At 67.2% G+C, this 25,892-nt stretch carries 21 protein-coding genes; 12 read left to right on the plus strand and 9 right to left on the minus strand.

Features of this window, described 5'->3' with window-relative positions; all coding sequences use genetic code 11:
• Window positions 1-36: 36 nt before the first annotated feature.
• The 3 genes from D3874_RS20230 to D3874_RS20240 are packed head-to-tail and all read right to left on the minus strand — an operon-like array spanning window position 37 to window position 2,891.
• Window positions 37-798: an SDR family NAD(P)-dependent oxidoreductase gene (locus D3874_RS20230; protein ID WP_119780126.1), complete on the minus strand. Its 762-nt coding sequence runs from the start codon at window positions 796-798 to the stop codon at window positions 37-39.
• A 9-nt stretch (window positions 799-807) separates the two neighbouring features.
• Window positions 808-2,169, minus strand: coding sequence for a sensor histidine kinase (locus D3874_RS20235; protein ID WP_119780128.1), 1,362 nt, complete (start codon window positions 2,167-2,169; stop codon window positions 808-810).
• Window positions 2,166-2,891, minus strand: coding sequence for a response regulator (locus D3874_RS20240; RefSeq protein ID WP_119780130.1), 726 nt, complete (start codon window positions 2,889-2,891; stop codon window positions 2,166-2,168). The genes D3874_RS20235 and D3874_RS20240 overlap by 4 nt, the downstream gene beginning before the upstream one ends.
• A gap of 169 nt (window positions 2,892-3,060) precedes the next feature.
• Between D3874_RS20240 and D3874_RS20245 the strand changes: the two genes are divergently transcribed.
• The 3 genes from D3874_RS20245 (at window position 3,061) to D3874_RS20255 (ending at window position 4,733) form a co-directional block, all read left to right on the plus strand.
• Window positions 3,061-3,459, plus strand: coding sequence for a hypothetical protein (locus D3874_RS20245; protein ID WP_119780133.1), 399 nt, complete (start codon window positions 3,061-3,063; stop codon window positions 3,457-3,459).
• A 153-nt stretch (window positions 3,460-3,612) separates the two neighbouring features.
• Entirely contained in the window at window positions 3,613-3,873 is a 261-nt protein-coding gene (locus D3874_RS20250; RefSeq protein WP_119780136.1) for a cysteine rich repeat-containing protein, read from the plus strand.
• A 29-nt stretch (window positions 3,874-3,902) separates the two neighbouring features.
• Window positions 3,903-4,733: a sterol desaturase family protein gene (locus D3874_RS20255; protein WP_119780138.1), complete on the plus strand. Its 831-nt coding sequence runs from the start codon at window positions 3,903-3,905 to the stop codon at window positions 4,731-4,733.
• A 7-nt stretch (window positions 4,734-4,740) separates the two neighbouring features.
• Here D3874_RS20255 and D3874_RS20260 read toward each other — a convergent pair whose 3' ends face one another.
• A complete protein-coding gene (locus tag D3874_RS20260) occupies window positions 4,741-6,651 on the minus strand; it encodes a propionyl-CoA synthetase (RefSeq protein ID WP_119782406.1) in 1,911 nt (636 codons plus the stop codon).
• Between the two features lie 279 nt (window positions 6,652-6,930).
• Between D3874_RS20260 and D3874_RS20265 the strand changes: the two genes are divergently transcribed.
• The 3 genes from D3874_RS20265 to D3874_RS20275 all read left to right on the plus strand — a co-directional run bounded on the left by D3874_RS20265 (window position 6,931) and on the right by D3874_RS20275 (window position 10,658).
• On the plus strand, window positions 6,931-8,241 hold the full coding sequence (locus D3874_RS20265) for a hemolysin family protein (RefSeq protein ID WP_119780141.1): 1,311 nt from the start codon (window positions 6,931-6,933) through the stop codon (window positions 8,239-8,241).
• A gap of 79 nt (window positions 8,242-8,320) precedes the next feature.
• Window positions 8,321-8,953: a TerC family protein gene (locus D3874_RS20270; protein WP_119780144.1), complete on the plus strand. Its 633-nt coding sequence runs from the start codon at window positions 8,321-8,323 to the stop codon at window positions 8,951-8,953.
• Window positions 8,954-9,026: 73 nt separating this feature from the next.
• The gene (locus tag D3874_RS20275; protein ID WP_119780147.1) at window positions 9,027-10,658 is read left to right on the plus strand and encodes an acyl-CoA synthetase; all 1,632 of its coding nucleotides are present in this window, start codon (window positions 9,027-9,029) and stop codon (window positions 10,656-10,658) included.
• A 108-nt stretch (window positions 10,659-10,766) separates the two neighbouring features.
• On the opposite strand, the gene D3874_RS20280 is transcribed toward D3874_RS20275, so the two are convergent.
• Window positions 10,767-12,263 carry a CoA-acylating methylmalonate-semialdehyde dehydrogenase gene (locus D3874_RS20280; RefSeq protein WP_119780150.1) on the minus strand — a complete coding sequence of 499 codons (1,497 nt, stop codon included), beginning with the start codon at window positions 12,261-12,263 and terminating at the stop codon, window positions 10,767-10,769.
• Window positions 12,264-12,453: 190 nt separating this feature from the next.
• Between D3874_RS20280 and D3874_RS20285 the strand changes: the two genes are divergently transcribed.
• The 5 genes from D3874_RS20285 (at window position 12,454) to D3874_RS20305 (ending at window position 18,345) form a co-directional block, all read left to right on the plus strand.
• On the plus strand, window positions 12,454-13,353 hold the full coding sequence (locus D3874_RS20285; RefSeq protein WP_119780153.1) for a LysR family transcriptional regulator: 900 nt from the start codon (window positions 12,454-12,456) through the stop codon (window positions 13,351-13,353).
• Window positions 13,354-13,555: 202 nt separating this feature from the next.
• Window positions 13,556-15,397, plus strand: a complete 1,842-nt coding sequence (locus D3874_RS20290; protein ID WP_119780156.1) for a potassium/proton antiporter — start codon at window positions 13,556-13,558, stop codon at window positions 15,395-15,397.
• A gap of 51 nt (window positions 15,398-15,448) precedes the next feature.
• The gene (gene corA, locus D3874_RS20295) at window positions 15,449-16,420 is read left to right on the plus strand and encodes a magnesium/cobalt transporter CorA (RefSeq protein ID WP_119780159.1); all 972 of its coding nucleotides are present in this window, start codon (window positions 15,449-15,451) and stop codon (window positions 16,418-16,420) included.
• 198 nt (window positions 16,421-16,618) lie between these two features.
• Entirely contained in the window at window positions 16,619-17,422 is an 804-nt protein-coding gene (locus D3874_RS20300; RefSeq protein ID WP_119780161.1) for an undecaprenyl-diphosphate phosphatase, read from the plus strand.
• 26 nt (window positions 17,423-17,448) lie between these two features.
• Complete coding sequence (locus D3874_RS20305; RefSeq protein WP_119780163.1) at window positions 17,449-18,345, plus strand: haloalkane dehalogenase; 897 nt, start codon at window positions 17,449-17,451, stop codon at window positions 18,343-18,345.
• Here the strand turns inward: D3874_RS20305 and D3874_RS20310 are convergent, their stop codons facing one another.
• From D3874_RS20310 to D3874_RS20320, 3 genes are all read right to left on the minus strand, one after another.
• The gene (locus tag D3874_RS20310) at window positions 18,346-20,157 is read right to left on the minus strand and encodes a calcium-binding protein (RefSeq protein ID WP_119780166.1); all 1,812 of its coding nucleotides are present in this window, start codon (window positions 20,155-20,157) and stop codon (window positions 18,346-18,348) included.
• A 37-nt stretch (window positions 20,158-20,194) separates the two neighbouring features.
• Window positions 20,195-22,009, minus strand: coding sequence for a calcium-binding protein (locus D3874_RS30685; protein WP_119780168.1), 1,815 nt, complete (start codon window positions 22,007-22,009; stop codon window positions 20,195-20,197).
• Window positions 22,010-22,267: 258 nt separating this feature from the next.
• Window positions 22,268-23,875, minus strand: coding sequence for a methyl-accepting chemotaxis protein (locus D3874_RS20320; protein ID WP_158596122.1), 1,608 nt, complete (start codon window positions 23,873-23,875; stop codon window positions 22,268-22,270).
• Between the two features lie 124 nt (window positions 23,876-23,999).
• On the opposite strand from D3874_RS20320, the gene D3874_RS20325 reads away from it, so the two are divergent.
• Window positions 24,000-24,929 carry a glutaminase gene (locus tag D3874_RS20325; protein ID WP_119780172.1) on the plus strand — a complete coding sequence of 310 codons (930 nt, stop codon included), beginning with the start codon at window positions 24,000-24,002 and terminating at the stop codon, window positions 24,927-24,929.
• Between the two features lie 165 nt (window positions 24,930-25,094).
• Here the strand turns inward: D3874_RS20325 and D3874_RS20330 are convergent, their stop codons facing one another.
• Window positions 25,095-25,871: a succinate dehydrogenase iron-sulfur subunit gene (locus tag D3874_RS20330; RefSeq protein WP_119780174.1), complete on the minus strand. Its 777-nt coding sequence runs from the start codon at window positions 25,869-25,871 to the stop codon at window positions 25,095-25,097.
• Window positions 25,872-25,892: the final 21 nt, after the last annotated feature.

Genomic DNA, 25,892 nt, shown 5'->3' on the forward strand with positions numbered 1-25,892 from the left:
CCCTCTCCCCCTGAGGGCGGAGAGGGCTTTTTCCCATCACCCCTCGGCGACTGGTACCGTGTAGTTCAGGCCCAGGCGGCCGCCGTCGGCATAGAGGCACTGGCCGGTGATGTAACTCGATTCGTCCGATGCCAGGAACACGGCGACGGCGGCGATCTCGGCAGGTTCGCCGCAGCGGCCCATGGGGGTGCGCGACAGGATCATCTTGCGCGCCGCCTCGTCGTTCATCACCGTCTTCAGCATGTCGGTCATGATCGAGCCCGGCCCGATCGCATTGACCCGGATGCCCCTGGCCGCCAGCGCCACTGCCATGTTGCGGGTCATCTGGTTCATCCCGCCCTTGGCGACGTTATAGGCCAGTTGGTTGGGAATGGTCAGGACGCCGTTCACGCTCGACATGTTGATGATGGCGCCGCGCCCGGCCTTCACCATCTCGCGCGCCGCCGCCTGGGAGACCAGGAAGCCGCCCTTGAGGTTGATGCGCAGGACGCGGTCGAAATCCTCCTCGGTCAGGTCCAGGATGTCCGCCGCCTTGATCACGGCGGCATTGTTCACCACCACGTCGAGCCGGCCGAACTGCGCCATGGTCTGCGCGATCATGGCATCGACCGACGCCTTGGTGCCGACATCGCAGGCGATGAACCGCTGGCCCAGCTTTTCTGCCGCCGCCCGCCCCTTGGCCTCGTCGATCTCGGCGATCACCACCTTGGCGCCTTCGGCGACAAAAGCCTCGGCACAAGCCAGGCCGATGCCCTGGCCCGCCCCGGTGATGACGGCAACCCTGTCCTTCAACCGCATTGTCGATCCTCATACCCTGTCGGCCAACACCAGGTGCAGGGTCACGCAGGCCCCGCCACCCGGCCGGTCGCCGAAGCTGATCCGGCCGCCAAGGCTTGTCACCACCTGGGTCGCGATGGCAAGCCCTAAACCGGCGCCGTCGTCGGCATCGCGATTGCGCGAGACCTCCAGCCGCTGGAACGGCTCGCCCAGGTTGGCGCGGGCCTCGAGCGGAATCCCGGGGCCGCGATCGGCGATCTCGAGCCGTGCCGCCGTCCCTTCCCGGCGCAGGGTGAGGTCGGCCGACCCGCCGTATTTCAGGGCATTGTCGATCACATTGGCGATCGCACGGGTCAGCGCCGCCGCACCGCCCCGCACGAAAAGGGCGCCCGGGGCCAGATCGGCGGTGATCGCCGCGCCCATGGCGGCGCGCTCCTCCACCTGGTGCGTGACGATCGCGGCCAGGTCGCTGCGTGCCTGGGGATCGGCGCCGAAGCTGGCGCGCGCGAAGGTCAGGCTGTCCTCGACCAGGGCATGCATGTCGTCGAGGGTGCGGATCCAACGCTGGCGGTCCTCGTCGTCGGCCAGGAATTCGGCGCGCAGGCGCAGGCGGGTCAGGTAGGTGCGCAGGTCGTGGGCCAGGGCCCCCAGGATGAAGGCCCGGTTGCGCATCAGGGCGACAAGACGGCCCTGCATGTCGTTGAAGGCCCGGATCAGCACCCGCACCTCGCGGGCGCCATTCTCTTTGACAGGATCCACCTCGGGCTTCGCGCCGAAGCTCTCCACCGCCTTGGCCAGGTGCCGCAGGGGCCGGGCCTCGCGGCTGAAGCCCAGGAGGGCCAGCAGCCCGACCAGGAAGCCGACGATCCCGGCAAAGAAACCCGGTTGCAGGCCGAAGACCCGGGGCATCAGGTCGCCGTTGGGCTCCACCACCAGGTAGCGGTGGTCGGCCAGGCCGATCACGGCGATGATCCGGCTGTCGACCAGGCGGCCAAACCAGCGCGGCCGGTCGGGATTGGCGGCCGCGCCATCGATCAGGCGTACCGCGACCACCCGGCCCAGCCCTTCGGTGCCCAGGTAGTCCTTGATCAAATCCTCGACGACCGGCATCGACCGGCCCCGGGCCAGCACCTCAGCGGGATCGTCGACCACCTGGACCAGAAGCCCCGGGGCATTGACCGCGCGCAGGACCTTTGCCCGGCCCTCGGCATCGGCGTCGTCCATCAGTTCGGCCACCGCCGCCACCTGGTCGGCCAGGGGCGAGCGCAGCCCTGAATCCAGCAACTGGTCGCGCCGGAAGAAATAGAGCGCCGTGGTCGCCATCTGCACGACGATCAGGGCGGCCAGCAGGATCAGGGCCAGCCGGCCGACGATGCCTAAGCGCGCGATCATCCGCGCCCCTCGGCGACATCGCCCGAAAAGATGTAGCCGCCGTTGCGTACCGTGACGATCATGCCCGGCGCCTGGGCGTCCACCGCCTCCAGCTTGCGGCGCAGGCGGCTGACGCTGACATCGATCGTGCGGTCGAAGGGATCGGCACTGCGCCCGCGGGTCCAGTCCAGCAACTGGTCGCGGCTCAAGACCCGCTTGGGATGCTGGAGGAAGCAGGCCAGAAGGTCGAATTCGGCCGAGGTCAGGGCGATGCGCTGGCCCGCCGGGCCTTCCACGCTGCGGCCGTCGAGATCGACCACCAGCGTGGCAAAGGCCAGGCGCCGATTGGCCGCGGCCGCGGGTGCTGGCGGCGCCTTGGTGCTGCGGCGCAGGACGGCGCGGATGCGCGCCAGCAGTTCGCGCGGGTTGAACGGCTTGGCCATATAGTCGTCGGCCCCCAGTTCGAGGCCGATGATGCGGTCGATATCGTCGCCCTTGGCGGTCAGGATCAGGATCGGCAGGTCGCCCCGGTGGCTCAGGCGGCGGCAGATCGACAAGCCGTCCTCGCCCGGCAGCATCAGGTCCAGGACGACAAGGTCGGGTGTTGTCCGGGCCAGGGCGGCATCCATGGCGGCCGCGTCGGCCGCCCCCTCCACGGCGAAGCCCTCCCGGCGCAGGAAGGTCGAGAGCAGGTCGCGGATTTCGCCGTCGTCTTCGACCAGCAGGATGGTTTTCTCGGTCATCGCGCGATTGTTCCGCAAGAGCCCTGTGCCAACAACGCCTGATCGTCGCCGGTTACAAATCGTTACAAATCGACAAGCGGCGGCAAAACCCCGGCAATCAACGCCGGCCATGATCACCCCCGAGCCCGAACGCGATGCCGATCGGGTGCCCCCCACGGGAGATCATGTAATGAAAAAGCTGCTTGTTACCACGTTCGCCGTCGGCGTCATTCTTGCCGGTGCCTCGGCCGACGCCTTCGCCCGCCAGCGCTCGTCGACCGCGACCGGCCGCAACGGCGGCACCGTCACCCGCGACTTCCAGAGCGGTTGCGCCAACGGCACCTGCAGCCGCGGCCGCAGCGTGACCGGCCCCCAGGGCGCCACCCGCAGCCATTCGGGCAGCGTCACCAACAATGGCGACGGCACCTATTCGACGCAGCGCACGGGCGAGGGCCGCCGCGGCGGCACCTATTCGGGCAGCGGCACGACCGACGGCAACGGCACCTACAGCTACTCCGGCACCGCCACCGGCCCCAACGGCCAGAGCGTGACCAAGGAAAAGTCGGTCACCGTGACGCCGGCGCCGTAAATTCCGAACTCGTCATCCCGGCCGTAGCAACGCGGAGAGCCGGGATCTCGGGACGGCCAAGCGACGAAACCACTGGTCACAAGATCCCGGATAACGGCATGCGCCGTTTCCGGGATGACGATTTGGACAGTTTCCATCAACCGGAGTCACACGATGTTCTATTCACGCCTTTTCGCCGCCTTCGGCCTCGCCACGGCCTTGACGGTCGCGGCGGCTGCGCCGGCCGCTGCCCAGGCGGCCATGGGCAAGCAGATCCGCGAGGCCTGCCAGGCCGACTACAAGGCCCTGTGCAACGGCATCCAGCCCGGCGGCGGGCGTGTCCTGAAGTGCCTTCAGGAACACCAGGACCAGGTCTCGAAGGAATGCCTCTCGGCCCTCGAACAGGCCAAGGCCGCCCGCAGCGGCGCCCAGTGACGCGAGCCGGTTTGGGGGGCAGCCATGGAATGGCTGGCATCGGCACCGGGCGGGGGGCGGCCCGCGGCCTGTTACCCCTGGCCGTGCTGGGCCTGATGGTCCTGGAGGCCCTGGCCGGCTGGTGGCGCGGGCGCGCCACCTACGACCTGGGCGAGACGGCCGCGACCGCCGTCATCATGGTCGGGCAGCGCCTGATCAATGCGGCGGCAGCGCCGCTGGTCCTGGCCCCCATGTTCCTGGCCTATGACCACCGCCTGTTCGAGATCCCGCCGACGGAAGGATGGTCGCTGGCCGCGCTCTTCGTCGGGCTCGAATTCTGCTACTATTGGCATCACCGGGCGATGCACGGCTGGCGCCTGATGTGGGCGACCCACGGGGTGCATCATTCCAGCACCCGGCTCAACCTGGGCGCCGCCCTGCGCCTGGGCTGGGGCGGCGCGGCGACCGGCGGCTTCGCCTTCTACCTGCCGCTGGCCCTGGTCGGCTTTCACCCCTACGCCATCTTCGCGATGCTGGCCGCCAACCTGTTCTACCAACTCTTCCTGCACGCCAGTTGGATGCCGCACCTGGGGCCGCTGGAATGGCTCCTCAACACGCCGCGCCACCACCATGTCCATCACGCGGCGAACGCAAGCTGTCTCGACCGGAATTTCGGCGGCGTGCTGATCGTCTTCGACCGCCTGCTGGGCACCTTCGCGGCCGTGCCGGCCGAACCGCTGAGCTTTGGCTTGCGCAATGGCGCCGGCCCCAGCCGCAACCCGCTCAAGGTGGCCCTGGCCGGCTGGATCGAGGTCGGCCGGCATCTGGTCGCCGCCCGCTCGCTGCGGGCCGGCTGGGCCGCCCTGTTCGGGCGGCCCTGAGGGGGCCTCAGGCCGCGCCCTTGGCTTCCTTGGCGTAACCGACAGTGCGCAGGTTCTCGGCGATCTCGTCCAGGATGACGGGATCGTCGATGGTCGCGGGCATGGTCCAGGCCTCGCTGTCGGCGATCTTGCGCATGGTGCCGCGCAGGATCTTGCCCGACCGGGTCTTGGGCAGGCGCTTGACCACGGTCACGGTCTTGAACGCCGCCACCGGGCCGATGCGGTCGCGCACCAGCTTGACCAGTTCGCGCTCGATCTCGGCCTCGGGCCGGTTCACGCCCGATTTCAGCACCACGAAGCCGATCGGCACCTGACCCTTCAGGGCATCGGCGACACCGATGACGGCGCATTCGGCCACCGCCTGATGGCTGGCCAGCACCTCCTCCATGCCGCCGGTCGACAGGCGGTGGCCGGCGACGTTGATGATGTCGTCGGTCCGGCTCATGACATAGAGATAGCCGTCCTCGTCGATATAGCCGGCGTCGCCGGTCTTGTAGTAACCGGGGAAATCCTGCAGGTACGAGCGGATGTAACCCTCGTCATTGTGCCACAGCGTGGGCAGGGCACCGGGCGCCAGCGGCAGCTTGACCACGATCGAGCCGATGTCGCCGCGCGCCACTTCCTTGTTGTCGTTGTCCAGCACGCGGATGTCGTAGCCCGGCACCGGCACGCTGGGCGAGCCGTATTTGACCGGCAGCAACTCGACACCGACCAGGTTGGCGACCATCGGCCAGCCTGATTCGGTCTGCCACCAATGGTCGATCACCGGCACGCCCAGCAGGCGCTCGGCCCATTGGATGGTATCGGGATCGCCGCGCTCGCCGGCCAGGAACAAGGTGCGGAACTTCGCCAGGTCGTACTGGCCGACCAGCTTGCCTTCGGGATCTTCCTTCTTGATCGCGCGGAAGGCGGTGGGGGCGCAGAACAGGGCCGCGACGCCGTATTCTGCGATCACCCGCCAGAAGGCGCCAGCATCGGGCGTGCCCACCGGCTTGCCCTCGTAGAGGATCGAGGTGGCGCCCACCAGCAAGGGGCCATAGGCGATGTAGGAATGGCCGACCACCCAGCCCACGTCGGACGCCGCCCACCAGACTTCGCCGGGCTCGATGCCATAGATGTGCTTCATCGACCAGGCCAGGGCCACCATGTGGCCGGCATTGTCGCGCACCACGCCCTTGGGGATGCCCGTGGTGCCCGAGGTATAGAGGACATAGAGCGGATCGGTCGAGGCGACGGGCACGCAGTCGGCCGGTGCACTGCCGGGCACCACCTTGCCCCAGTCGAAGTCGCGCCCGGCGACCAGCGAGGCTTCCAGCATCGGCCGCTGCAGGATCAGGCAGAAGCCGGGCTTGGTCTGGGCGATCTCGATCGCCTCGTCGAGCAGCGGCTTGTAGGCCACGGTCCGCCCCGGCTCCACCCCGCAGGACGCGGACAGGATCGCCTTGGGCTTGGCATCGTCGATGCGGGTCGCCAGTTCCTTGGCCGCAAAGCCGCCGAACACCACCGAATGGATCGCCCCCAGGCGGGCGCAGGCCAGCATGGCGAACACCGCTTCCGGCACCATCGGCATGTAGATGATGACCCGGTCGCCCTTCTCGATGCCGCGCAGCCGGAGCGCCCCGGCCAGTTCGGCAACCTTGGCCAGCAGTTGCGCATAGGTGAAGCGGGTCTTGATGTTGGTGACCGGGCTGTCGTAGATCAGCGCGTCCTGGTCGCCGCGGCCCGCCAGCACGTGGCGGTCCAGGCAGTTCCACGCGGTGTTGACCGTGCCGCCGGGGAACCAGCGGTAGATCGGCTTGGCGGAGTCGTCGAGGATCGCCGTCGGCTTGGCCACCCAGTCGATCGCCTCGGCCGCCTGGGCCCAGAAGCCCTGCGGATCCGCCTGCCACCGCGCATACATGTCTGAATAGGCGCCCATGACCATTTCCCCGTTGGAGTGTCGTTCTGATTGGCGGGAATTCAGCGCAGGCGCTCACCCGAATGCAACGTCCAAATGGTTGGGTTGCCCCTGACTTTGGTCGCAGAAATCGGCCTGCGCCTTGCCGTCAAGGATCGGTCCGAACCCCCGCGAGGCCGGCTAGAGCCTTGCCCGGACAAGGTTTTTCGCTGCCGACGGCACGCATTTGGCGGGATTTTCATTACGCCCGTGCGGATTCCCGACACCGTGTTATAGTGCGCGCCGCACAACATCCCCCCGATGACCCTAGACCTTTCCATTCTTGTCCTGCTTGTGGCGCTGAACGCCTTCCTGGTGATGGCGGAGCTGGCCGTGGTCGCCGCCAAACGGGCGCGGCTGAAACGGGCCGCAGACGCCGGCAGCGAATCCGCCCGCGTCGCCCTAGCCCTGGCGGCCGATCCGGGCAAGTTCCTGTCCACCGTCCAGGTCGGCATCACCGCCATCGGCACCCTGTCGGGCGCCTTCGGCGGCCAGGTCCTGGCCGGCCCGCTGACCGAGCAGTTGAGCCGGATCCCCGCCCTGGCGCCCTATGCCGACGAGCTGGCCATCGCCATCATCGTCATCGGCCTCACCTATGTGACCTTGATCCTGGGCGAGTTGGTGCCCAAGCGCCTGGCCCTGGCGCGGGCGGAATCGATCGCCACCTTCGTCGCCCGGCCCCTGCGCTTCCTGGCGGCGATCGGCGCGCCGGCGGTGTGGTTCATCAACACCTCGACCAACCTGGTGCTGAAGCTGCTGCCCAAGGGCTCGAAGGAACCCGACGTCACCGACGAGGAAGTGCGCATCCTGATGCAGGAGGGCACCGCCACCGGCCATTTCCACGAGGCCGAGCGGGCCATCGTCGAGATGACCCTGCGTTTGGGCGATCGCAACGTCGATGCCCTGATGACCCCGCGCACCCAGATCGAATGGCTGGATGTGGAGGATGCCCCGCGCAAGACCTGGACCAAGATCGCGGAAAGCCATTACTCCCGCTTCCCGGTAAAGAAGGGCACCTCCAAGCACGTCCTGGGCTTCGTCCAGGTCAAGGATCTGTTCGCCCAGCCGCAGACCCTTCAGGGCAAGCCGGTCGACCTCGCCGCGGCGATCCACCCGGCACTCTACATTCCCGAGACCACGCCGGCCCTGAAGGCGCTGGAGCTGTTCCGGGCCAACGGCAGCCCGCTGGCCCTGATCGTCGACGAATACGGCGACATCCAGGGCCTGGTCACCCTGACCGACCTGCTCGAGGCCCTGATCGGCGAACTCGAGGAAGCCGATACGCCGGATACCGAAAGATCGGTTGTCCAGCGCGAGGACGGTTCCTATCTGATCGACGGCGGCTATTCGCTGGACCGGCTGTGGGACGTTCTCGGCGTGGCCGAACCCCGCATCGAGGACGGCGACTACAACACGCTGGGCGGCCTGATGATGCACCGCCTCAAGCGCATCCCGTCCGCGGGGGATCACTTCCCCTTCGGCGGCTTCCGTTTCGAGGTCGTGGACATGGATGGCCGCCGGGTGGACAAGGTGCTGGTCAGCCTGTTACCTGACGACGACACTGGTACCTGAGCGCGTGTCGGGCCGATGCTGATACCAATGACAAACGGCGCCCGGGTGGCGCCGTTGCCAACCAGATAAGGGGGCTCCGGTGGACTGGAACATAATCGTCGATCAATTGGTGGCGCTGGGCGGCGTCGTTCTCGTCGACCTGGTGATGGCCGGCGACAATGCCATCGTGATCGGCCTCGCGGCTTCGGCGGTGGCGCCGGAGTTGCGCAAGAGGGTGATCCTGTGGGGCCTGGTCGGTGCCATGGTCCTGCGTATCGCCTTTGCCAGCGTTACCACCCAGTTGCTCGGCATCATCGGCCTGACCCTGGCGGGCGGCATCCTGCTGCTATGGGTGGCCTGGAAGATGTGGCGCGAGATCGATGCCCAGCGCAAGGCGCGCGCCGCCGGCAAGGAGGAGGGGGAGGAAGAGTTCTTCCCCGGCGAGAAGGCCCCCACGACCTTCCGCGGCGCCGTGCTGCAGATCATCCTGGCCGACGTCTCCATGTCGCTCGACAATGTGCTGGCGGTCGCTGCCGTCGCCAAGGAACACCTCTGGGTCCTGGTTGCCGGCTTGATCCTGTCCATCGCCCTGATGGGCGCGGCCGCGACCCTGGTCGCCAACCTGCTCAAGCGCTACCACTGGATCGCCTATGTCGGCCTCGCGGTCATCGCCTATGTCGCAGTGGACATGATCTATCGTGGCACGGTACAGGTGGTGGAAGCGGCGGGCTGACACGCCGCGATCGACTGTCTTCGAGAGGGCCGTTCTCAAGACCTGAATGGCCCCCTCCTTGGGGGGAAGCGACATGACCACGCCCAATCCCTACGAAACCGACCTCGACAAGAACCCCGCCAACTATGTTCCCCTGACGCCGATCGGCTTCCTGGAGCGGGCGGCGGCGGTCTATCCCAATCGCACCGCCATCATCCATGGCGAGTGGCGCATCGACTATGCGCAAGCCTATGCCCGTGCCCGCCGCCTGGCCTCGGCCCTGGCGGCGCGCGGCGTGGCGCGGGGCGATACGGTATCGGTCATGGCGCCGAACATTCCCCCGGTGCTCGACGCCCATTTCGGCGTACCCATGCTGGGCGCCGTGCTCAACACGCTGAACATCCGCCTGGACGCGGCGACCATCGCCTTCACCCTGGACCATGCCCAGACCAAGGTGCTGATCACCGACCGTGAATTCTCGGCCGTAACCAGGCAGGCCCTGGCCCTGGCCAAGGTGAAGCCGCTGGTCATCGACATCGACGATCCGCAATACACCGGCAAGGGCGAGCGCCTGGGCGAGATCGAGTACGAGGAGTTCATCGCCGGCGGTGACCCGGGCTTCGTCTGGTCGGGCCCTGGCGACGAATGGCAGTCGATCAGCCTGAACTACACCTCGGGCACCACGGGCAACCCCAAGGGCGTGGTCTACCACCACCGCGGCGCCTATCTCAACGCGGTCGACAACATCGTCTCGGCCGGCATGGTCGGGCAGTCGGTCTATCTGTGGACCCTGCCGATGTTCCACTGCAACGGCTGGTGCTTCACCTGGTCGCTGGCGATCGTGGCGGGCACCCATGTCTGCCTGCGCCGGGTCGAGGCGGGCGCCATCTTCGCCGCGATCGAGAAGTACAAGGTCACGCACCTGTGCGGCGCCCCCATCGTCATGGGCATGCTGATCAATGCCGGTGCCGAGCAGAAGCGCCCCCTGCCCCACAAGGTGGAACTGCTGACCGCCGCCGCCCCGCCGCCCGCCGCCGTGATCGCGGCGATGGAGGCCAACGGCTTCAAGATCACGCACCTGTACGGCCTGACCGAGACCTATGGCCCGGCCACCATCTGCGCCTGGAACGAGGACTGGGACGCCCTGGCGGCGGACGAACAGGCGGCGCTGAAGGCCCGCCAGGGCGTGAAGTCGCCCTTGCTGGCCGGCCTCGACGTGATGGATCCCGAGACCATGGCGCCCGTGCCGCGCGACGGCGTGACCATGGGCGAGGTCATGTTCCGCGGCAACCTGGTCATGAAGGGCTACTTGAAGAACCCCAAGGCCACGCAGGAAGCCTTCGCCGGCGGCTGGTTCCATTCCGGCGACCTAGGGGTAATGCACCCGGACGGTTACATCCAGCTCAAGGACCGCTCCAAGGACATCATCATCTCGGGCGGCGAGAACATCTCGACCATCGAGGTCGAGGATGTGCTCTACAAGCATCCCAAGATCCTGGAAGTGGCGGTGGTGGCACGCCCGGACGAGCGCTGGGGCGAAACCCCCTGCGCCTTCGTGACGCTCAAGACCGGCCAGACCCTGACCGAGCAGGAAGTGATCGCCTTCTGCAAGGAAAACCTCGCCGGCTACAAGGTGCCGCGCACCGTGGTCTTCGAGGACCTGCCCAAGACCTCGACCGGCAAGATCCAGAAGTATGTGCTGAGGGATAGGGCTAAAGCGCTCTGAGACCCGGCATCCCTCCTCACCCAACCCTCTCCTCCCAGGAGGAGAGGGCTAATTGAGCCCCCTCCGCCCTTCAGGGGGGAGGGGTTGGGGGAGGTGGGTGTCGCCGCCTTACTTCATCGTCGGGATCGAGAATTCCGCGCCCGAGCGGATGCCGGTCGGCCAGCGGCTGGTGACCGTCTTCACCTTGGTCCAGAACTTGACACCTTCGGTGCCGTGCTGGTTGGTGTCGCCGAAGGCCGAGCGCTTCCAGCCGCCGAAGCTGTGATAGGCCAGCGGCACCGGGATCGGCACGTTGATGCCGACCATGCCGACCTGGACGCGGCTGGCGAAATCGCGCGCCGCATCGCCGTCGCGGGTGTAGATCGCGACACCGTTGCCGTACATGTGCTTGGTCGGCAGTTCCACCGCCTCGTCGAAATCCTTGGCGCGCACGACCGACAGGACGGGCCCGAAGATTTCTTCCTTGTAGATCTTCATGTCGGGCGTGACATGGTCGAACAGGCAGCCGCCCATGAAGTAGCCGTTCTCATAGCCCTGGAGCTTGAAGTTGCGGCCGTCGACCAGCAGCTTGGCGCCTTCCGAGACGCCGTGGTCGACATAGCCGCGCACCTTGGCCAGCAGTTCGGCCGAAACCATCGGGCCGTAGTCCGAGGTCGGGTCGTTCGACGGGCCGACCTTCAGGGACTCGACGCGCGGCAGCAGCTTGTCGATCAGCGCGTCGGCGGTCTTCTCGCCCACCGGCACGGCGACCGAGATCGCCATGCAGCGCTCGCCGGCCGAGCCGTAGCCCGCACCGATCAGCGCGTCGGCGACCTGGTCCAGGTCGGCGTCAGGCATGATGATCATGTGGTTCTTGGCGCCGCCCATGGCCTGCACCCGCTTGCCGTTCGCCGCCCCCGTCGCATAGACGTAGGAGGCGATGTTGGTCGAGCCGACGAAGGAGATGGCCGGCACGCGCGGATCGGTCAGCAGGGTGTCGACTGCGATCTTGTCGCCGATCACCAGGTTCAGCACGCCCGGCGGGCCGCCGGCCTCGATGAACAACTCGGCCAGGCGCAGCGGCACCGAGGGGTCCTTCTCGGAGGGCTTGCACACGAAGGTGTTGCCGCAGGCAATGGCCACGCCGAACATCCACATCGGGATCATGGCGGGGAAGTTGAACGGCGTGATGCCGGCGACCACGCCGAGCGGCTGGCGCATCGAATACATGTCAATGCCCGGGCCGGCGCCTTCGGTGAAGTCGCCTTTCAGCAGGTGCGGGATGCCGCAGGCGAATTCGATCACTTCCAGGCCGCGCTGGATGTCGCCCTTGGCGTCCGAGATCACCTTGCCGTGCTCCTCGGACAGGAGGGCGGCGAGATTGTCCATCTCGCGCTCGACCAGTTCCTTGAACCTGAACATCACGCGGGCGCGCTTCTGGGGGTTCTGCGCCGACCACGAGGGGAAGGCCGCCTCGGCCGCCGAGATCGCCGCTTCGACTTCCGCCTGCGTCGCCAGCGGGGCCTGCTTCACCACTTCGCCCAGCGTCGGGTTGTAGACGTCCTGGAAGCGGCCGCTCTGGCCCTCCACGTGGCGCCCATTGATGAAATGGGTCAGTTGCTTCATGGCGTTTTTCCCTGAATGACGGCGGTCAGCGTTGGCTGGGGGGAAAACTGGCACAGGTGCCCGAAATCTTCTACCCGCGTTGACGCAGTACCATTGTGCGCAAACACAGACAGGGCATGATGGGTTTTATGGATAAAGCCCTACCCTCCCTGGTGTGAGGGCACAATAGGGTAAGGGGGAGAGGCGCAGCATGACCGGCAAGCTCGACTGGGACGACCTGCGCTATCTCCTGGCCGTGGCCCGTGCCGGCCGGGTCTCGACCGCAGCCAAGCGGCTGGGGGTCGACCATTCGACGGTGATCCGCCGCATCGGCGTACTGGAGGAGGCGCTGGGCGCCCGCCTGGTCGACCGCGGCCCCACCGGCTATGACCTGACCGACCGCGGCGTGACCCTGGTCGCCGCCGCCGAACAGATGGAGGGGCTGGCCCTGGCCGCGCTCGACGAACTCTCCGGCGCCGATGCCAAGGTCTCGGGCGCGGTGCGCATCGGCGCGCCCGACGGCTTCGGCACCCTGTTCCTGGCGCCGCGCATCGGCCGCCTGGCCAACCTGCACCCGGGGCTGGAACTGCAACTGATCGCCATGCCCCGGGTCTTCAGCCTGTCCAAGCGCGAGGCGGATCTCGCCATCGGCCTGTCGCCGCCCCGCTCGGGCCGGCTGGTGGCGACCAAGCTGACCGATTATCGCCTGGGCCTTTACGGCGCCAAATCCTACATCGCCCTGCGCGGCATGCCCGGGGCGATCGAGGAACTGCCCAGCCACACCTTCATCGGCTATATCGACGACCTGCTCTACACGCCGGAACTGGACTATCTGGCCGAGATCCACCCCGGCATCAAAGCCTCGCTGCGCAGCGCCGGGCTGATCGCTCAATTGCAGTCGGCCAAGGCCGGCTTCGGCCTGTGCGTGCTGCCCCATTTCGCCGCCGCCGGCGAGCCCAGCCTGGTCCCGGTCCTGCCGGACAAGGTCGGGCTGATCCGCTCTTTGTGGCTGCTGACCCACAGCGACCTCAAGGACCTGCCGCGCATCCGTGCCGTCAGCCGCTTCCTGACCGAGGAGACCCGCGCCAGCCGCGACCTGTTCCTGCCGTGATCTTTGAGGTTGCCGGCACACAACGCGCCACATTCACCCCCCGCGTCATCCCGGCCTCGAGCCGGGATCTTTCGGGCGGTGTTCCCGTTGCTTCAACTTCACAAGATCCCGGCTCGAGGCCGGGATGACGAAACAGGGGGGCTTTGCCCATGGCCGCGGCACGCGGAACCGCTAAAGTAGCGTTCCTCGAATTGGGATCGCCATGGATCTGACCTACCAGATCATCCTGATCGGCGCCCTGATGGGTGTCTTCGCCATTGTCGCCGGGCGCGTCTCCTCGCGCCTGGGTGCCCCCGTACTGCTGGTCTTCTTGGGCCTGGGCATGCTGGCGGGCGAAGACGGCCTGGGCATTCGCTTCGACGATGTCTCGGCCGCCTATTTCGTCTGTTCGATCTCGCTGGCCGTGATCCTGTTCGACGGCGGCCTGCGCACCCACCGCTCCACCTTCGCCATCGCCGGCCGGCCGGCCCTGGTGCTGGCAACCGTGGGGGTGGCATTGACCGCGGGCCTGGTGGGCATCGCCGCCTGGGCCGTGTTCGGCACGCCGCCGGCCGGCGCCCTGCTGATCGGGGCGATCGTCGCCTCGACCGACGCCGCCGCCGTGTTCTTCCTGCTGCGCCTGCAAAAGCTCGACATCGCGCGCCGCGTCGCCGCCACCCTGGAAGTCGAATCCGGCCTGAACGACCCGATGGCGATCTTCCTGACCCTGATCGCCATCGAACTGGTCCAGGGCGTCGACCTGACCATGGCCGATGCCCTGCTGCGCTTCGCCCTCCAGATCGGCGGCGGGGCGCTGATCGGCTGGGCCGGGGGGCGGACCATCGTGTTCCTGGTCAACCGGCTGGAAACCGCGGCCGGGCTCTACCCGATCCTGGTCGTCACCTCGGCGCTCGCCGTCTTCGCCGGGGCGCAGTTGATCCATGCCTCGGGCTTCCTGGCAATCTATGTCGCCGGCTGCGTGCTGGGCAACGAGCGCCACCGCGCCAGCCAGCTCATCCTGCGCTTCCACGACGGCATCGCCTGGCTGGCCCAGATCGCCATGCTGGTCACGCTGGGCCTGCTGGTCACGCCCACGAAGCTGCTGCCGGTGCTGCTCCCGGCCCTGGCGATCACCGCCGTGCTGATGCTGGTCGCGCGGCCGGTCGCCGTCTTTCTGTGCCTGTGGCCGTTCAAGTTTTCCATGCGCGAACGCGCTTTCGCCGCCTGGGTGGGGCTGCGCGGTGCGGTGCCGATCTACCTCGCCCTGCCGGCCATCCTGGAACACCTGGCCGGCGGCGAGGCGCTGTTCGGCGTCGCCTTCGTGGTCGTGCTCGCCTCCCTGCTGCTACAGGGCTGGACCGTGGCGCCGGCCGCGCGCTTCCTCAACCTGGCCCTGCCGCCGTCCAAGGCCCAGGCCGACCGGCGCGACGTCGACGTGCCGCTGGGCGCCCACCGCGATATCGTCGGTTACACCGTGCTGCCGGGATCGAGCGTGCTGGACCTGCCCTTCAACCGGCTGCACATGCCCGAAGGGGCCCGCATCCTGTCGATCCTGCGCGCCGGGGCGGTGGTCGAACTCGCCACCCTGGACCGGCTGGCGCCGCGCGACTACGTGCTGGTGGTCGCCGACCCGGAGCAGATCCACACCCTGGACCGGATGTTCGCCCCCCGGCGCAAGGACGGCGGCAACCTGGCCGCGATCGGCGAGTTCATGGTCGATGCCCGCCAGCCGATCGACGACCTCGGCCGCCTCTACGGCATCGACATCCGGCCCCAGGATGTCGGCCACAGCATCGCCACGGTGATGGCCGACGCCTTCTCGGGCAAGCCGGTGGCCGGCGACCGCCTGCCCTACGGCCCGGTCGAACTGGTGGTGCGCACCCTGGACGACGGCGACCAGATCATCGGCGTCGGCCTGGAACTGGAGCCCGAGGCCGACCGCCCCACCCTGGCCCGCCTGTTCGGCCCCCGGCTCTGGGCGGCCCTGGGCAATGGCGCGCGGCGCCTGCGCGCCGCGCCGGGCTTCCTGTTTCGCCGGCTTGCGAGACGCGGCCGAGGCGCCTAAAAGGAGCCCGGACCAAAGCCGCATGGCGCAACAAGAGGAGTGGCGGCAGGCATGGTGACGCTTTACCACATCCTCGACGGCCGGTTGGAGCGCACGCCCTGGCGCCTGGGCGCGCCCCTGCCCGAGCGGCTGGTCTGGGCCGACATCTTCGAGCCCACGACAGCCGAGGAACAGTCGCTTGAGGCCTTGCTGGGCCTCGACCTGCCGACCCGCGCCCAGATGGGCGAGATCGAAGCCTCGTCGCGCCTCTATGAAATCGACGGCGCCCGCTTCATGACAGCCACGGTGCTCTCCAAGGCCGAAACGCCGGAGGCCGAGGCCAGCGCCATCACCTTCGTCATGGCCAACCATGTCCTGGTCTCCCTGCGCTATACCGATCCCCTGGCCTTTTCCGTCTATGCCGCCCGGGCGCTGAAACTGCCGGCCCTTTGCGAAACCGGCGAAACCGCCATGGCCGGGCTGATCGAGGCGATCATCGACCGCGCCGCCGACGTGCTGGAAAACGTCGCCGCCGAGATGGACGCGCTGTCGCGGGAGATCTTCCGGGTGAAGACGGGCGAGAAGGAGTCGATCGACCTCGAGGACGCGCTGCGCCAGCTCGGCCGCTTCTCCGACCTTGCCGGCAAGGTGCGGGAGAGCACCGCCTCGATGGAGCGGGTGATCACCTTCCTGACCCAGGTGCTCCAGACCGAGGTGAAGAAGGACTATCGCGCCCGGCTGAAGACCATGGCGCGCGACATCCGCTCGATCGCCGAACACGCCTCGGCCCTGGCCCAGAAGGTGAACTTCCTGCTCGACGCCACCTTAGGCCTGATCAATATCGAACAGACCCGGGTCATCAAGATCCTATCGGTCGCGGCCACCGTGTTCCTGCCGCCCACCCTGATGGCCTCGATCTTCGGCATGAACTTCGACGTCATGCCCGAACTGCACTGGGACTTCGGCTATCCCATGGCGATCGTGCTGATGATCGTCTCGGCCGTGCTGCCCTATTTCTACTTCAAGCGCAAACGCTGGCTGTGATCCCTGCCCGTCAAACCGGCATCCCCTCTCCGCCGCTTGCGGGGGAGAGGGAGGGGCCCGTTGCGCCAGCAACGGGAGGGTGAGGTGGCGGGTCGTGAGAGAACACGCTTTGCGCCGTCGACCCACCTCACCCAACCCTCTCCCCCAGAGGGCGGAGAGGGCTTTACGACGCGCATCTGTCCAACTGAGGGTTAGCCCATGGACCTTTTTCTTCTCTTCTCGGTCTTGCTGATCGGCGCGGTCGAGGGCCTGACCGAGTTCCTGCCGGTGTCGTCGACCGGACACCTGATCGTGCTGAAGGAACTGCTCGGCGTGCCCCTGCCCTCGGCCTTCCTCATCGCCATCCAGTTGGGCGCGATCCTGGCGGTGTGCCTGGTCTATTCCCGCCGGCTCGGCGATACCGTGGTGGGCCTGGTCGCCCGCGACGCCAGGGCCTGGCGCTTTACCGTCAATGTCACCCTGGCCTTCCTGCCGGCGGTGGCGGTCGGGCTGCTGGCTTACGGCTTCATCAAATCGGTGCTGCTGGAAAGCCCACGGACCGTGGCCGTCGCGCTGATCGTCGGCGGCCTGGCGATCCTGGCCATCGAGCGTCTGGTCAAGACCCCGCGCGTCCACAGCATCGATGCGATGACCCCGGGCCTGGCCTTGAAGATCGGCCTCGTCCAGTGCCTGGCCATGATCCCGGGCGTCTCGCGCTCGGGCGCCACCATCATGGGCGGCCTGTCCTTCGGGCTGGCGCGCCGGCCGGCGGCCGAATTCTCGTTCTTCCTGGCGATCCCGACCATGATCGCGGCCACCGGCTACGACCTCTACAAGACCGCCGGCACGCTCACCAGCGACGGCGCCTTGCTGATCGCCATCGGCTTTGCCGTGGCCTTCGTCGTCGCCGCCATCGTGGTCCGGGCGGCGGTGGGCTTCATCGAACGCCACGGCTTCACCCCCTTTGCCTGGTATCGCATCGCGCTGGGCTCGGGCATTCTGCTCTGGCTGGCGCTGCGCTGACCGCCGCCGGCCAACGGAGGAGAGCCATGGACGTGTTGCGCACGCCGGAGGATCGCTTTGCCGATTTGCCCGGCTATGCCTTTCCGCCTCGCTACGTCGAGAACCTGCCGGGTTTCGCCGGCCTGCGCCTGCACTACCTCGACGAAGGGCCGCGGGAGGCCGCACAGACCTTCCTGTGCCTGCACGGCCAGCCAAGCTGGAGCTACCTCTACCGGCGCATGATCCCGGTCTTCACCGCCGCGGGCGGGCGGGTGATCGCCCCCGACCTGTTCGGCTTCGGCCGCTCCGACAAGCCGGCGGACGACGCGACCTATACCTATCATTTCCACCGCGACAGCCTGATCCGCCTGATCGAGCACCTGGACCTGACCAACGTCACCCTGGTTTGCCAAGACTGGGGCGGCCTTTACGGCCTGACCATCGTGCCCGATATGCCGGCGCGCTTCTCGCGCCTGATCGTGATGAATACGGCGATCCCGGTGGGCGAGAGCCCGGGCCCCGGCTTTGACGCCTGGAAGGCGTTCAACCGCACCCAGCCCGACATGGCGGTGGGCCGCCTGATCGCCCGCGGCACGCCGCACCTGACCCCGGCCGAAACCGCCGCCTATGACGCGCCCTACCCGGATGCCCGCTACAAGGGTGGCGTGCGGCGGTTCCCCGAACTGGTGCCGGTCAGCCCTGAGATGGACGGCACGGATGAGGGCATCCGCGCCCGCGCCTTCTGGTCGAACGCGTGGCAGGGCCAGAGCTTCATGGCCATCGGCATGGCCGACCCGGTGCTGGGCCCGCCGGCCATGCGCTTCCTCCACCGCCTGATCCGCAACTGCCCGCCGCCCCTGGAGATCGAGGGCGGCGGGCACTTCGTGCAGGAATGGGGCGAGCCGATCGCGACGGCAGCACTCGCCGCCTTCGGCGGGCGCTGACTAGGCCAGCAGGACGTCGCCCACCCCGAAATCGGCCAGGGCGGTGTGCAGCAGGGTGATGCTGCTGCCGCCCGTGTCGATCACCACGCTGTCGCCTTGCTGGCGGGCGGCGGCGAGCACCGCGCCGGCCGAGGCAAAGACATCGGCGGAGAATACCAGCAGGTCGTGGCCGTGTTCGTGGATGTTGAAATCGCTGATCACGTCATGGCCGAAGGCGGCATCGCGGAAGACGAAACGGTCGCTGCCCACCCCGCCCGACAGCACGTCGTCGCCGGTATCGCCGCGCAGCGTGTCGTTGCCCGCCCCGCCATAGATCGTGTCGTTGCCGACGCTGCCCACCAGGGCATCGTCACCGTCACCGCCGTGCAGCAGGTCGAGGCCACGGCCGCCCGACAGGCGGTCATTGCCGCCCAGGCCGAAGATGCGGTCGTCGCCGGCGCTGCCGGTCAGCGCATCCACGCCGGCCCCGCCGTCCTGGTGCGCCACATAGGCGACCTGTTTGGCCGCCCCGCCGTTCAGGCCGCCCGCCTCGACCTTGTAGGTGGTCAGCAGCGTGCCCTGGAAGGTTACCCGTTCGACGTCGTGCAGTTCCTTGAGGCCGTTGGCCCCGGTGCGGTCGAGCAGGAACAGCGTGCCGTCCGCCGTCTTGAGCGCGTCATACTGGCCGGCCGCCCCGGCAAGGTCGGCCGCGTCGGTCCCATCGGCGCCGGCCACCGTGTCGGTGCCGCTCGACAAGCGGAAGCGGTCGTTGCCGGCGAAGCCGTCGAGGAAGTCGTCGCTGCGGCCGTCCTGCAGCCGGTCGGTGAATTGCGTGCCGATCAGGAAGGCCGGATCGCCGAAATGATCCGAGGTCGGCGTCGCCCGGTCGTAGACCCAGGTGATTGAACGGGTGAGCGCGGTGAGGTTCGAGACCAGGATGACGCTGTCCTGCTCGATATGGTCATAAAAGGTCGACGCCCCGATCCGGTCGACGGCATTCAGGAATATGCCCTCCACATGGGAGGCCCAGCCCGTCAGATTGGCCAGGGAGAAAATGCCGTAGGGCCACAGCGGCGCGGCATAGGCGTCGTCGAACAGGATCAGGTTGTCGACCGTGGTATTGAACTTGGGGTCGTTGGGGAACAGGACCGTATCCCAGGCATCACCCAGTTTTTCGGCGTCCCCGGCAACACGGTAGACGACATCGTTCTCGAAGCCGATGTTGAAGATGCCCGGCCGGTCCACGATCTTCGGCGGCTCGGCGGCCATATAGTCGGACTGGGCATAGAAGCCGCCCCAGTCGGTGTCCTTGAGCGCAAACATGCCATCGGTGATGCCGGCGCCCAGGCTATAGCCGGTGACCAGCACGTCCCTGCCGGTCAGCCCTTGTTCCTGGGTGTAGGCCTTGAGTGCCTCGATCAGGAAGTCGAAGGCATGGACATAGTCGCCGGTGATCATCGCCGGGTAATCGATGACATCGGTGGCACTGTTGGTGCCGACGAAGACCAGGGCGATCTTGGTCAGGTTTCCATCGGCGTCATACTCGCCCATGACCTTGGCCTGGGAGGATTGAAGCCCCTGAAAGGTCGGGCCATCCCCCTGGATGTAACCCGTTGGATCGACTTTCTCGGGGCCTATCCCCAACGCGCCCGGCGGGATCTCCCGCCAGCCGTCGGGCAGCGGCGGTGGCGAGAGATTGGCGAGATCCAACAGCGGGGCGGCGCCGGAAAATACCACCGAGGCAGAAGACGGAAGATTCGCCAGGGCCGCCAGGCCCCAGGCATCCGACAGGAGCTCGCGCGCGTCCGCACCCTTGTAGTCAAAAATCGGCACAATCCCCTCCGCTATTGTTCTGCTTGTGCCGGCCGGCCTATGCCAGCAGGAGATCGCCGGCGCCGAGGTCGGCAAGCTGGGTGTGGATCAGGGTGACGCTGTCGGTACCGACACCGATGACCACATTGTCGTCTTGCTGGTGGGCGGCCGCCAGCACCGCAGCGGTAGAGGCGAACAGGTCGGCGGAGAACACCAGCAGGTCGTGGCCGTGTTCGTGGATGTTGAAGTCACCGACCACATCGTTGCCGAAGCCGGGCCCGCGGAAGACGAAACGGTCGCTGCCCACCCCGCCCGACAGCACGTCGTTGCCGGTATCGCCGCGCAGCGTGTCGTTGCCCGCCCCGCCATAGATCGTGTCGTTGCCGACGCTGCCCACCAGGGCATCGTCGCCATCGCCGCCATGCAGCAGGTCGAGGCCCCGCCCACCCGACAGGCGGTCATTGCCGCCCAGGCCGAAGACGCGGTCGTCGCCGGCGCTGCCGGTCAGCGCATCCACGCCGGCCCCGCCGTCCTGGTGCGCCACATAGGCGACCTGTTTGCCGATCCCGCCGTTCAGGCCGCCCGCCTCGACCTTGTAGGTGGTCAGCAGCGTGCCCTGGAAGGTTACCCGCTCGACGTCGTGCAGTCCCTTGAGGCCGTTGGCGCCGGTGCGATCGAGCAGGAACAGCGTGCCGTCCGCCGTCTTGAGCGCATCGTACTGGCCGGCGCTGCCCGCCAGGTCGGCCGCGTCGGTGCCCTCGCCGCCGGCCACCGTGTCGGTGCCGCTCGACAAGCGGAAGCGGTCGTTGCCGGCGAAGCCGTCGAGGAAGTCGTCGCTGCGGCCATCCTGCAGCCGGTCGGTGAATTGCGTGCCGATCAGGAAGGCCGGATCGCCGAAGTGATCGGAAGTAGGCGTCGCCCGGTCGTAGACCCAGGTGAGGGGACGGGTGAGCGCGGTCAGATGCGAGACCAGGATGACGCTGTCCTGCTCGATAGAGTCATAGAAGGTGGAGGCGCTGATCTTGTCGACGATGTTCAGGAACACGCCTTCGATATGGGAGATCCAGCCGGTCAGGTTGGGAATCGAGAAAATGCCGTAGGGCCACAGCGGCGAGGCATAGGCATCGTCGAACAGGATCAGGTTGTCGACCGTGGTGTTGAACTTGGGGTCATTGGGAAACAGGATCGTGTCAAGGGCGTCGCCCACGCTTTCCGCGTCGCCGGCCGCCCGATAGACCACGTCGTTCTCGAAGCCGATGTTGAAGATGCCGGGCCGGTCGACGATCTTGGGCACTTCCGCGGCCAGATAGTCCGACTCGGCATAGAAACCGCCCCAGTCGGTGTCTTTGAGCGCGAACATGTCGTCGGTGGCGCCGGCGCCCAGGCTGTAGCCGGTCACCAGGACATCCTTGCCGGTCAGGCCATGGGCCTTGGTATAGGCTGTCAGGGCATCGATCAGATAATCGAAGGCGTGAATGTACTCGCCCGTGATCATCGCCGGATAGTCGATGACGTCGGTCACGTTGTTGGTCGGCGCCAGCACCAGGGAGATCTTGGTCAGGTTGCCGGCACCGTCGTATTCACCCCAGATCTTGGCCTGGGAGGTCTGCAGGCCCTGGAGCGTCGGCCCGTCGCCCATGATGAAGCCCAGGAAATCGACGTGTTCGGGACCGATGCCCAGGGCGCTGGCCGGGATTTCGCGCCAGCCGTCGGGCGGGGCCGCCGTGGTGCCGTAGGTGATGTTCAGCAGGGGATTGGCGATCGGCAACGCCCCTTCCGAGGCGAAGGACTGGATGCCGGTATAGGCGGCAAGCCCCCAGGCATCCGACAGCAATGGCCGGGCGTCTTCGCCCTTGTAGTCGAAAATCGGCACGTTGCCTCTCCGCTATTTTTGGTTTCTTGCTCGTACGCCGACGGGAATTTGCGTAACACGCGCGAATTCCTGCGGCACGCGGCAATAGCGCCAAAGCGGCGGAAATCTGGGGCAAACGGATATATCTAAGCCCTCTCCTCCGCGGGAGGAGAGGGTTGGGTGAGGAGGTCGTCGGGGCAAAGTGTCGACATCTCGAGGCGGCCTGACCCACCTCCCCAGCCCCTCCCCCCGCAAGCGGGCGGAGGGGAGTCGCAACGGTCAGAGCTTCTTGACCTCTTCGAGGAACCTGGCCACGCCCTCGCGCATGCCGGCGGCCTGCTCGGCCAGGGACGATGCCGCGTCGGCCACCTTGTGTACGACGCTGCCCGCCTCGTCGGTCGCGCGCGACAGCACGCCGACATTGGCCGTGACTTCGCGCGTACCGCCCGCCGCCTCCTGGACGTTGCGGCTGATTTCCTGGACCGCGCTGCCCTGCTGTTCGACCGCGGCGGCAATGGCCCCGGCGATCTCGTTGATCTGGCCGATGGTCTTGGTGATGGCGGTGATCGCCCCCACGGCATCCTGGGTCGCCCCTTGAATGGACGTGATCTGGCCGGCGATCTCGTCGGTCGCCTTGGCGGTCTGGTTGGCGAGGTTCTTCACCTCGGAGGCGACCACGGCAAAGCCCTTGCCCGCTTCGCCGGCGCGCGCCGCCTCGATCGTGGCGTTGAGCGCCAGCAGGTTGGTCTGGCCGGCGATGTCGTTGATCAGCTTGACCACCGCACCCACCCGTTCCGAGGCTTCGGCCAGGCCCTTGACGGTGATGTTGGTCTGCTCGGCCTGGGCCACGGCGGCCTGGGCGACCGAGGACGACTGGATCGCCTGGCGGCCGATCTCAGCCACCGAGGCAGCCAGTTCCTCGGTTGCGGCGGCCACGGTCTGGACGTTCGACGAGGCTTCGTCGGCATTGGAGGCGATGGTCTCGGCCTGGGTGACGGCCCGCTGCACGGCGCCGGCCATGACCTCGGAGGCCGCGTTCAGCTCGACTGACGAACCGGCGACGGAGTCGACCGCGGTCTTCACCGTGCGCTCGAACGTGTCGATCACGTTGACCGTCTTGGTGACGATCGCCCAGGTCACCATCGGGCCGATGTAGCTGCCGTCATCGTCCATGATCGCCGAGACGCGCAGGTCCAGCGTCTCAGGGCCCAGCTTGATCTTGGCGCTGTGCGGCAGGTTGCGGGGATCGGCCAGCATCCGGCGCTGGTGGCTGGGGTTCTTGTGGAAGATGTCGATGCAGGTGCCCAGCGCGTTGTCGGCCTTGATCGGCAGCAGGTGTTCGACCGCCCTCAGGGTATTGGTCGAGGTGCGGTTGATGTAGTTGATCTCCAGCGTGTCCTTGTCGGCGGTCATGACGTTGATCGGCATGTCGTCGAGCATGCGCATCAGGCGCTTGGTCTCTTTTTCCTGGCGCACGAAATCGGTGATGATCGACCAGGTCAGCATCGGCCCGGTGTACTGGCCCTGGGCGTCGTAGATGGCCGAGACCTGAAGATCCAGGATCTCGTCGCCCAGCTTGATGCGGGCGCGGTGCGGCAGGTTCTTGGGGTCGGCCAGGAGGCGGCGCTGATGGCTGGGGTTCTTGTGGAAGATGTCGATCGAGCGACCCAGGAGCTGGTCGGCCTTGGCCGGCAGCAGGTGCTCGAGCTTGCGCAGGGTCTCGACCGAGGTCTTGTTCATATAGGTGATCGAGAAATCCTTGAGCTCGCACATCATGACGTTGACCGGCATGGCATCGAGCATCTGTTTGAGCGCGGCCAGCTCGGACTTGGCCCCGACCAGGGCGGCCGCTTCCGCTTCTTGTTCTTTCCGGCGCAGTGCAAACATGGGGTTTCCTCGAGGCTTTAATTCGACCGCCTCATAGTGATCGGCAATCCCTAACGATTTGTTTCCAGCAAGCGGCCGTAGTAGTTCTCGGCCGGCAGGACTTCGCCTCCATCGAGGGTCAAGAGTGGTCGAGCTCGACGGCATCATTCAGGACATCGCCGCAGAAATGGCGGCGCGGACGGACCGCGGCCAGGTTGCGACCTATATTCCCGAACTGGCCCGCGTCGACCCGGCCGCCTTCGGCATCGCCCTGGTCGATGCCGAAGGCCAGGTGTGCGCCGCCGGCGACAGCGACAAACCCTTTTCCATCCAGAGCATTTCCAAGGTCTTCACCCTGACCCTGGCCCTGGGCAAGATCGGCGACGGGCTGTGGCGGCGGGTCGGGCGCGAGCCCTCGGGCAATGCCTTCAACTCGATCGTCCAGCTCGAATACGAGAAGGGGATCCCGCGCAATCCCTTCATCAATGCCGGCGCCATCGCGGTGGCCGACACCATCCTCTCGGGCCACAAGCCCAATGTGGCGCTGGGCGAGATTCTGCGCTTCCTGCAGTTCGTCTCGGACGACGAGACCATCTATATCGACCATGCCGTGGCCCGTTCGGAACAGACCACCGGCTTCCGCAATGCGGCGCTGGCCAACTACATGAAGGCCTTCGGCATCCTGGAAAACCCGGTCGAACTGGCCCTGGGCGTCTATTTCCATCATTGCGCCATCGCCATGTCGTGCCGCCAGCTCGCCATGGCCGGCCGCTACCTGGCCTTTTCAGGCCGCCACCCCACCACCGGCGCCCGCGTGGTTTCGGCCGATCGGGCGAAACGCATCAATGCCCTGATGCTGACCTGCGGCCACTACGACGGTTCGGGCGACTTCGCCTTCCGGGTCGGCTTGCCCGGCAAGAGCGGGGTGGGCGGCGGGATTCTGGCGATCGTTCCCGGCAAGGCCTCGATCTGCGTCTGGTCGCCGGGCCTCGACCCCCAGGGCAACTCCAGGCTGGGCTCGATCGCGCTCGAACTGCTGGCCAAGCGCATGCGCTGGTCGATCTTCGGGGATTGAGAGTGTGTCCCCTCGCCCCGCTTGCGGGGAGAGGGCTAGGGTGAGGGGCGTTGGGGATCCGCGCCGGAGCGGACCGGACGGCCATCGGCGCAGCCCTCGATACCCCTCACCCCGGCCCTCTCCCCGCAAGCGGGGCGAGGGAGTACCGGCGGCGGAGAGGGAGTTTTATCCCTGGCGTTCGACCATCATCTGCTTGATGCCGGCGATCGCCTTGGCCGGGTTCAGGCCCTTGGGGCAGGTATTGGCGCAGTTCATGATGGTGTGGCAGCGGTAGAGGCGGAACGGGTCCTCGAGGTCGTCGAGGCGCTCGCCGGTGCCCTCGTCGCGGCTGTCGACCAGCCAGCGGTAGGCCTGGAGCAGCACCGCGGGCCCTAAGTAACGGTCACCATTCCACCAGTAGCTGGGGCACGAGGTCGAGCAGCAGGCACACAGGATGCACTCGTAGAGGCCGTCCAGCTTCTCGCGGTCTTCCTTGCTCTGCAGGCGCTCGCGCGTGGGCGGCGGGGTCTGGGTCTGCATCCAGGGCTTGATCGAGGCATATTGCGCATAGAAGCGCGACAGGTCGGGCACCAAGTCCTTGATCACCGGCTGGTGCGGCAAGGGATAGACCCTGACCTCGCCCTTCACATCCTCGATCGCCTTGGTGCAGGCCAGCGTGTTGCCGCCGTCGATGTTCATGGCGCAGGAGCCGCACACGCCCTCGCGGCACGAGCGGCGGAAGGTGAGCGAGGGATCGATCTCGTTCTTGATCTTGATCAGGGCGTCCAGGACCATGGGCCCGCACTGGTCGAGGTCGACCTCGAAGGTGTCCAGGCTGGGGTTCTGGCCCTTGTCGGGATCCCAGCGGTAGACCTTGAACGCCTTCACCCGCTTGGCGCCCGGGGCCTTCACCGTCTTGCCGGTGCCGACCTTCGAATTGCGGGGCAGTGCAAACTCAACCATTGGCCTTGCCTTTCGGTATCT

This window comes from Oleomonas cavernae, from assembly GCF_003590945.1.
Taxonomy (GTDB): Bacteria; Pseudomonadota; Alphaproteobacteria; order Zavarziniales; family Zavarziniaceae; genus Zavarzinia; species Zavarzinia cavernae.